This is a genomic window from bacterium, assembly GCA_023145965.1.
In the GTDB taxonomy this organism is placed as follows: Bacteria; UBP14; UBA6098; order UBA6098; family UBA6098; genus UBA6098.
This window is the reverse complement of sequence record JAGLDC010000002.1, coordinates 1-10,931: the sequence shown is the minus strand read 5'-3', so window position 1 is coordinate 10,931 and position 10,931 is coordinate 1. Positions and strand designations below refer to the sequence as shown.

The following is a 10,931-nucleotide window of genomic DNA, read 5'->3' as shown; positions in this document are numbered from 1 at the left end:
GAGGGAAATCCCCTTTGAATAATCGCTCACCCTCCAAATTGAAAATCTCTATAGTCGCTCTTTCTATCTCCATACGAGGATATTCGAACCAAACTACATCGTTTGCACCATCGTTGTTTGGAGTGAACGGAATGGGCCATACCTCGCACGGCGTTGTCTTAGAACGCCTGACCTCTACGCAAATCGGGCTACTACAATTTTGAGCACAATATTGGGCCTCATCGCAAGACGAAACACAGACCAAAGTCGTCTCGGAAAGTGAATACCCTAGCTCTTCGGGGTTAAAAACCAGATAATCGCCATTGAAGTCAGAGTGCGAAGACCATAGATCGTAGATGTCGCTGTCAATGGATATAACTATGGTAGATTCTGTAATTCCAGCTCCAGCATCAGTAAGATGCCATATTTGCTCGGCTGAAACATCGGGGGTAATAAGCGTCGAATAATCAATTATTTCAACTTCAGGAGGCGAAGTATCGATATTGTATTGCCATGAGTATAATGAATCGAGGCCATACCCGAGAACATCATGGGCCTGAATTATTTCGACAGTGACAACCTGACCATCTGTGAAACTCCTAAGAGGTAAAATATATAGTGTGTCGTTGCTGTATTGCAAATTAGGTCCAATGCTGAAGGTATCAACATCGATTCGTATTTGAATGCTTGCTAAATCGACTCCCTGTTCATCATGCAGGAATATCACAATCTCTGAGCTATCACATGAGGAATATGCGCCGTTTTCAGGATAAACAAGCTGTGCGATCGGACCATGGCCGATTATCAGTGATGGGAAAAATGTATCGCTAATACCTTGTGAGCGGTCGATAGTTTCCTCGAAATCGAAGTCATCGTCGTAGGCGCTAATGCAATATACAGGCATATCTCCGTTGTAGAACGGCCCAATAGCAATCGTGGAAACAAATGTGTCACCGACGGAAGATTCCATTTGCACTATTGCCTCCCCCCCATCGAGCAGAGAACCATCGACATCCCATAAAAGATAGACGCCCTGTCCATCCACGTCGGTATAGTCATCAAAAATCCCGGATGGGTCGCTTATAACAGCATAGACGAAGTCGGGTAAACCGCTCCAGAAACTCAGAGGGGTCATGTCAGTGAAAGTCGGCGGAAGCGTGTCGTCATCCAGAATAGAGAAACTCCAAGCGAAAGAAGTATCGTTTGCGCCACAACAGCAGGCCATATCCTTGGCAGATACCTCGACTTCGACTGTATCGCGTTCATGCCAAAAAACAAGTGAGTCATCGGAACCGGGTTCCCAAACTGTGCCGCTGTTATGTATATCGGGATCGAAAATTAAAACACCCGATGTCCAAGCCAAACCCAAAGTATCCAAGGTAAAAGCTTTATGCGAGAAAGGTGTCGTAATATCAATAATTAGGGAAGTATAATCGATTCCAGCCAATTCGTCGCTGAGTTCCATGGAAACTGGACTTATCCAATTTAATATCGCATCATCGGGTGATGGATACTGATTAACTCCTGAAGGAGCATGATTATCTACAATGAAGACAAATGTGTCGGCTTCGGCGAGTTTCGCACCGTAAACATCCATCGCACTCGGCCAAAATCTAACAGTATCACCATGATTAAATTCACCGGGATTATTATATATCAAGGTATCACCGATGAATTGCAAATTCGGGTCAGAGGGATAATGCCCCATTTCGTTTATCCATACACCGCATGAATCATAATTAAGGCCATCGTCGTCCGTCATAGTGATTCTAATATTTCCGCCATCACACGAGGTAATAGCGCTATCAGTTGGGGATATTATCGAGGCAATCGGAGGAGTAACACCGACTTTAAACCACCATTCCAAAACCGATTCATTCGCACCACAATACTGAGCGCTATCGAATAAAGTTATTGTTATCCCTACAGAATCGCCGTTAAAAAATACTGTGTCAGAAGAATAAACGAAACCGGGTAGAACAAGAGTATCTTCTCGCCAGATTGCGCCCGATCCTATCGAAAAATCTAACCCAAAGAAAGATATTTCGCCCGCACTATGATCGATACCCGCAGGGAAATCACTGCAGAGGAAGCTTAAATCGGGTGAACCTGGAGGTATAAGCAAGCCTAAAGAAGGTGAACCAGAAACAATTTCCGGACCCTCGATATCAATAACATACCATAACTCGAATGGTTCGGTTAATGGCGAATGGTAAATATCTTGAATAGAGTCTATCTCTATGAAAACTGTATCGCCGTGAATCCGTGGGCCAACATTAACATACAAAGTAGTATCTGCGGTGGAATAATATACATCTGGATAACCCGTATGATCAACAAAGATTGAATCATCAATAATCATGTAAATCGTGTGGGGAACAATAATATCTCCATCGCTATCGTTAATAAAAATATGAACACCCGTGTCCACACAGCTACTTATAGCACCTATCGCAGGGAAACGTGCTTCTGCATAAGGGCCGTCTGAAGTTGTGATATAAGGCCAACAAGTTAACATAGAATTAGGACCACAAAGTGAAGTCGAATCGTCTCCTCGAACACAAATCTGAACTGTATCGCCTGCAAAGATGGTGTCCGGAGGCATGGTAAGTGAACCGTCGAATACAAGAGTTTCTCCACTCCAAAAAACGCCTGCATCATCTATGGAATACCACACTCCATTTAGGCTTATCTCTATTGTGCTATCGATAATACCGGCACCAAAATCCTCGATTCCAATTTCAACATAAGCCTCGCCAGGGTGGATTGCAATACCTACAGGCGGGTTGACGAATGTTGTTTCTGGTGGCGCTAAATCGACATAGAAATCGTAACTAAGAGGTGCGGGAAGGCTGTTGCCTAACGAATCTTCTGCTGAGAATAAAAGAACATTTATCGTATCACCATCAACCCAGGGAATACTCGGTCGATAGGTTAACGTCGAAGTTGGGCGCGAATAGATAAGTCCTGTAGAATCAGTAGTGTATTCGACACTATCGACAAAAAGAGATATCGAATTCTCTTCAACACCATCCGGATCGGCAAGGAAAATCCGAATAAGCTGATCGGCTGAGTCGCAGGCGATCCAGCTATCCGGTTCAGGAGTGATAATATCCGCTGTCGGGCCGGCGGAGTTGATAGTAAACCACCAACAAATCGGCGTTGTTATATAGTTTTGCCCACAATAAAGCGCTTCATCGGCAGCGCCAATAACGCAAACCTCTATTGTATCACCATCATCCCAAATCATACCGTGTTCGCCTGAATCGAAATTAATAGTATCCGGCGAATAATGGACTCCAGAAGAATCCAAAGATAGAAGCTCGCCATCGACAGAAAATCTAATCGAGGTTGAATTTATCCCGCCGCATCCAGAATCGGATATTGTAAATACAATATCTGGAGAAGGCCTTGTAGTGAAACCTCCAGGTAATGGGGAAATCGGGTTAATTATCGGTGGTTGTCTATCGATAGTAAACTCGAAATCGATGAGATTCTCTCCCAAATTACCTAGGATATCGGCAGTATAAAATGAATCCACATGAACAATATCACCATCATCCCAAGGCTCGGAGGGAACAAAATAAACCCTTCGATCTATAGCGCTGTATATTACCTCGTCCGATGTGCCAGTGAATATATCACCATTTATTCTGAAAACTATGGTTGTATCGTCAATAAGGGATTCATCGATAAACAACGCCCTGAATCCCTGAAGCGAACATGAGGAACAGGAATTTGGAGCTGGTGATTCGAGAAGAAGTGTCGGACTATCATCGTCGATAAAATATCGGAAACACTCGAGCATTTCGTTAGGCTCGCACCAATCCGGGCTATCAGTGGCTCTCACGCAGATTTCGAGCTCATCGCCCACTGAACCGATATCCACACTCGATAGATCAAAAACAGCCGTCGAGTCGAATCCAAACCAGTGAGGTCCATCGCTTTCTCCCACCCTATATTCCGACCCACCTACAATAAATACTATCGAACTCGAATCTACACCGCTGAGTTCGTCGCGAAGAGCAACCTTGATTATTGCGCTCTCTGGTGAAACTGTGTCGCCCGGGGGCGGAGTAATTGACCATATATAGGGAGGTGTTAAATCCATATAAAAGCTATATGAAAAAGGCTCTATTGGATTGCCGAAGCTGTCCGGCGCGCTTAGTAACTGAACCCTGATTGTATCGCCATCCTCCCATGGGTGATCGGGGAAATAAGTAAGCACAGAATCCCCATAAGTCATTGTTCCATCTGTAAATAGGGCAAGCTCTCCATCGACGAGAATCTCTATACTATCCGCTAGAATACCGAATTCGTCACGGAGATAAATTGCTATCTCTTGCTCGCTGGAATCGCAAGCAACATAATCCCCTAAAGCAGGATTAATAGGTCTGCCTTCAGGCTCGAAAACATCTATATAAATCGCCCAACAGAATGGCGTTGTGATACTGTTAGCATCACAGTAATCTGGTTTATCGGATGCTCCTGTAAGGCAGATATTAAGGTCGCCATAAACCGGTTCTCGAAGACTATCGCCATATAAAATTGCGTTTCCACCTGATACAACTAAACCCATTCCTAAGGAATATGCCTCGCTGTTAATTGAAATAATAATACTAGAATCGAAAACACCACAGCCCTCATCGATAACCGAAACTCGAGCATATTCCAATTGGCCTAAAGTAGAGCCCTCCGGGGGATATGGTGAATTAGCGAAGGGCGGCACAAGATCGACGAAAAAACGCCATTCAATAGGTGACGCAAGCGGATTGCCGAGATTATCACTAGCGGAAACAAGTTCCACATACACTGTATCGCCGTCTTCCCATGGGACTTCCGGCCTATAAGTCAATACAGAATCGATATAAGTCAATGATAGCGATGAAATATCGTATTCAACCCCGTTCACCGAAAGCCTTATCGAAGCCGAATTAACCCTGTCATCATCGCGAACAATAAGCTCTACCAATTGTTCGCCAGCTCGGCAAGCTACCCATCTATTCGGAATGGGCCTTAGAATTCGCGCAGTAGGACCAGTGAGGTCCATTTGGAATTCCCAGCAATATGGCGATACAAGGTTATTTGGGGGGCAAGTGTCTATCAAATCGGCAAGGTTTTCCAGACAAACCTCTATAGTATCGCCATCCTCAAACATAATCCCCGCATCGCGTGGATCGAAGTTTAATTCATCGGAAACCCATTCCAATGCAAGCGAAGGATAGGGGTATTCGACACCATCGACGCTCAAGACTGCGGTTTCATGATCGACGCCTGCAGGAAAATCTGTGGCTCTCAATGAAATAAATTGGTAAGGATCAGCCACTGTTGAGCCGGGTGGCGGGAAAGGGCTTGGACTATCTATAAAAGGCGGATTAATATCTATGACATAATATGTCCAAACCGATTCAGCAGAATCGATGACATTACCAAGCATATCGGAAACATCGGTTAAAACCACGCGGACTGTGTCCCCATGTCCAAAATCTCCATCGGGGGTAAATTCAAGAAACGGTGAATCCCAACCAATTTCCGGATCAGAAATAGTAAATTCTTCACCCTCGAAAGCTATGCGTATTGAAGATTCGTCGATAGTAGATGGGTCTATAATTCGCAGAATTATCGCCAAGTTTTCACATGATGTGATAGTGCCCGAGGCTGGGCTAATAAGCTCTGCAAAAGGAGCGCTATTATCTATGGTGAAATCCCAACACACAGAAGTCATTCTATTGGGTGGACAAATATCTGGCATATCCTCGGCGGAAACGCATACAGTAACTGTGTCGCTGTCGGTAAAACTTATACCGGAAACCAAAGGATCCAGTGATAAAATCCCCGATTCGTAATGAACACCCGGATCAGTCAAATCAAAAATCCCATAACCCATAACTTCAAAAACTATAGAACTCGATTGAACTCCAGAAATGGAATCCTCCACCACAAGAGCGATTGAATCCCCATTTGCATAAGCCGCAGGTAATGGGTAGAAACTATAGGCCACCGGCGGAGAAAGATCGACAATGAAATTCCAACCAGCTGCCGAGGCAGAAATATGACCGAGATTATCTGATATTCGATTAACTTCAAATTCGACGGTTGAACCATTTTCAAATGGAAAATCGGGGATAAAAACAAAGGTTGTATCATCGAGAATAGTTATTTCGGGATCACCGAAATTGAAATATTCACCGTTTACCTCAAAGACCAGCGAATCGAAATCGACACCAACCGGATCGTGAAAGGTTACAACAATGGACTCCCGTGGACAACTAGAGATAATTCCAGTCGGAGGCCAAAGAAGCTCGGCTATCGGTCCCGAACCATCTATAGTGAAACTCCAGCAATATCTATCGGCCAAGTTAGCCCCACAAAGAATAGCTTTATCGTAAATCGAATCTAAACAAACCTCGACAAACTCGCCATCAAAGAATGATATGCCTGCTACCGATAAATCGACTGTTACAACCGAATCGGCAACAGTAACAGCGGGTTCTACTATGCCGAGCGTATCATCGCTAATAATGATCCACAGGCGGGAAAAATCTACACCGCTAGCGTTATCTATAATTGCAATCTCCAATTCGGCGTCAGACAAATCCACTAAAGAGCCATCGATGGGAGCAACCGATACAACAACTGGAGCGCTAGTGTCAATTCCGAAAGAATAACTCGTTTCCATACCTTCGAAGGGATTGCTTGCTAAATCTTCTGCGGAAAGAAGTTCGAAAACAATCTGGACACCTTCCATCCAAGCTGTATCCGGCGTATATGTGAGAATGGAGTCCGTTAAATCGAGCTTCGGATCATCGATACTATATGTTTCGTCCTCAATCTCAAATTCAATGGTAGAATCGGCTATTCCACTTCCGTCAGATAAGAGAACAATAATATTGGCGAGGGGACAACTGATCCACGAAGAATCCGGAGGTGAAACAAGATGCGCGCTCGGCCTGACAACATCGATATAATACTCGCTACAAATCGGAGAGGGGATAGTATTTGGTGGGCAATATTCTGCGAGATCTGAAACTGTTTCTAAACAGACAGCAAGAGTCTCTCCCTCTGTGGAATCAACAATGAAATCTGCAAGAGTAAAATTAATCGCAGAACCAGTCCAAGTTATTGATGGATGGGATAAATTATACAAACTCGATCCTATCCTAATCGATATTGAACCTGTGTCAACACCTGCAGGAGTGTCCTCTATCTCGATAGAAATAATTCGGCTGAGATCGTTTAACCACTCCTCGCTTACAGGATCGAAACTCATAACTTGCGGGGATTCAACATCGACAACAAAAGACCAAAAAAGTGATGTTTCAAGCTCCGTGCCCCAGACATCTTCGGCAGAAAGAAGTCGAATAGTAACTGTATCGGCATGTATCCAATCTATAGAGGGGGTGAAAACCAAAAGGCTTCCGCTTAAGAAAAACAATTCTGGATCGCTTATGCCATAGATAATTTCATTCACTTCGAGCCTGATACTGGATTCATTAATACCATTGATATCTTGAATTAAGACTCTTATTTCCTGATTGAAACACGATGTAATCGCGCCATCATGGGGGAATATAATAGAGGCCTCGGGACCCGAAAGGTCAATTATATATTCCAAACAAGTATCGATATTCGCCCAATTGGGTCCACAGTATTCTGAAGAGACAAGATCGCTAATTGAATCCAAGCAAAATTGCACAGTATCACCATCATCCCAAATAAAACCCCCAAGTTCATTGTCTATGGTAAAATGGTCGGCGTCCCATACAACCCAAGGGGACGTTCCTGTATAATCAATTCCGTCAATGGAGAAAACAAAACTGGAGGGGTCCACGCCGCTCAGAGCATCGCTTATCCACAATTCAACATTAAATATCGGTTCGCCGATAAAGGCCAACGATGGTGGAACTATGTCTATAAGCTCAGGGGAATCTCTATCGGTAAAAAAACTCCAACCATAGGTTCCCGAAAGTCCATTGCCCAGCGAGTCATAAGCAGAAAGGAATTCAATCCTTATAGTATCTCCATCTGGATAAGATTCAGAAGGATCATAAACCAGAGTATCTCCTGAAAACGACATATCCTCGGGCCACTCAATAATCTCACCGTTTATATTAAGCTCAAAGGAATCTGGAACAATCCCTGCATTGTCTCGAATCCTAAAAACCAGATGTTGATAAGGGCATGCAGAATAAACGTCGTCTGAAGGTGAAAGGAGTTCTATCGTAGGACCTTGAAGATCAAAAATGTAACTCCAGCAGGTATCATCCACTAAACAATTCGGACCGCAGAATTCCGAAAGAACATTATCAGCTAAATCTTCGGCGCAGAATACAAGGGTATCACCATCAGAGAATGTAAGTCCAGTTTCTTCTATATCGAACGTCATGGTAACGCTATCCCAAGCTATAGCTGCATGTGGCCACGTATATGTAATCCCGTTTATCGATAAGAAGAAACTCGTTTCATCGACACCCGAGGGACTATCGTAAAGAACCAAAGATATTGTGCTAAACATTGTGCCGACAACCGAATTCCCTGGGGGGGCAACCGACATTAAACTGGGGGGCTCTGAATCTATTATAAAACTCCAATTAAGAGAACCGCCAGTGAGGTCGTTACCCACAAGATCGCGAATCTCGATCAAATTTATTTCTATCGTATCTAGATGACTGTAAGCAACTGGAGGTGTATATATAATGGAATCTCCACGAATAATAATCTCGGGGTCGCTATCTGAGTATAGCAACCCGTTGATATCGAGTTGGAGAGTGCTCCAATCTACACCGAAATTATCAAAGACGACAATCTTAATCGCACTATCGATACAAGCTGAAATAACCGAATCTTCTGGATAAACAAGTCGAGCTAGAGGTCCCCAATTGTCATAAAATAAGGTAAAACAACTGTCGGTTTCGTTTGGGCCGCAATGTAATGAATCGATATTGTCGGCAACTCGGAGACATATTTCCAGAGTATCTGTATCCGAAAAGGGTGGAGTGACCGAGATATCAAAAGAAAGAACTGTTCCGTCCCAAGTAAAACCTGATGGCCATAAATAATCATCTCCATTAATGGAGATGAGACTATTTTCCGGTCGAACACCGCTACCAGAATCGGATACTCCAAAGAGTATTATCTCATCCGCACTAATAATGCTTCCATAAATTGGAGTGATAGAATTGATTAAAGGAGGAGATAAATCCACATAAAATTCTGAAAAAACCGGAGAATCGAGGTGTGTGCCCGCAGAATCGAGAACTTCTAAGATAACTATTTGAATTAAATCACCATCAGAAAATGAAAATGGTGGAGTGAAAACAAGCGTGTCTTCGAGATAGGTGCTGTGTTCGGGGCCGTGGAACTCCATTCCATCTACTGAGAAAACTAAAGTAGAGATATCAACCCCAGATGGATCATAGAGATAAGCTTTAATCTCTTGGTTTTCACACGCTGTCCATGAGTCATTTGGAGGGTCGATTATTTGGACTATCGGTCCGCCTTGATCTATATAGAAGGTCCAACAAAATGCCGTGTCCATGGTATTTGGGCCGCATCTATCGGGCTTGACTATATCGCTTGCTCGCACGCAAATTTCGACCGTATCCCTATCATCCCATGTAAGACCTGCAAGACCGGTGTTAAAAGAAGCCCTCAAACCATCCCAGCTTACAAGAGGTGTTCCATAAGGGTAGTCTATTCCCTCAACAGAAAAAACAATGCTCGAAACATCTACATCTGTGATAGAATCGTCTAGAGCTATCGAGACTTCAGGGGAAACACCACCGGAAACCCCCTCAGAGGAAGGAATTGGGTCGTAGGCAACCGGAGGTGATTTATCCACCAAAAAATGCCATTCCATGTGATCGCCGGCAACATATAGACTTTGGTTATCCACCTCGTCTCGAATGCTGTTCACATATACTGGAATATATCCTTCGGGATAGAAATCCGCAGTTCCAGTTCCGGAATAAATAATCGTATCGCCATAACTATTAACATAAGGGCTTGTGCCTTCCGACGCTAAAATAAGACCCAGTCTGAATTTGCAAGAAGGTATATTCACTCCGGAAAAATCTTCAAAGAAAACAACAAGCGTATCGCATGCAATAGTATCGCCATCGTTCGGGTATAGGAGTGTAGATCGAGGCCCTATTATATCGACGCGAAAACTCCATTCCAAAGCAGTATCCAATGTATCTATCCAGTTAGGCCCACATACCTCGTCGCCTTGAGGCACATAGTCAACAGCTTTACGAAGTCTCACAGTAACGGAGTCCTCGTTCTGAAAACCAACCCCTAATCCCCCTGTTAGAATAGTGAAAAAAGTATCATCATATAAAATAGATGAACTTCCGCTTTCCCAGCAATAACCGCTGTTTCTATCAGGTGGACAGTTATAAGACCTAGAATCGAAGCAGATACACAGTCCCGAAAGAGGAATTCCACTGGTTGTATCTTTGACTTCTATTCTTATATCCGGTCTTCGATCATTGATTGTTGTATTAGGAATAGGTTCACGAGTGCTGGAAATACAAAATGGTTTGTCAATATCTATACTAAAAGACCATGAAAGAGGCGCGCTAATCGGAGTTCCATCCATATCCTCAACTTCGAGTAAAGATACATTTACCAGATTTCCGTTTGGGAAAGGAGATGTTGGCGTAAATATTAATATTGAGTCGCCATCCCAGGAAAGATGCGTAATATCTGGCCATGAATAATTAACGCCGTTGACGCTAATACGAACAGAGGTTATATCAATGCCTTCCAAATCGGTTAAACGGATATGAATATTTTGGAATTCACAACCCGCCCATGAACCTTCGATGGGTGTTTTAAAAATAGCGGTCGGCCCCGGTGAAGCACAAAAAAGAGCTCCTACCAATGATATAAGAAGAAAAAAAACTGAAATTTTATAATTCATCTGACACATAATTTAATATATATTATTC

General features: G+C 43.4%; 1 protein-coding gene. It reads right to left on the bottom strand.

From position 1 onward, the window contains the following. The coding region (locus tag KAH81_00165; protein ID MCK5832063.1) for a hypothetical protein at window positions 1-10,903 on the bottom strand (10,903 nt) is incomplete at its 3' end. Window positions 10,904-10,931 lie beyond the last annotated feature (28 nt).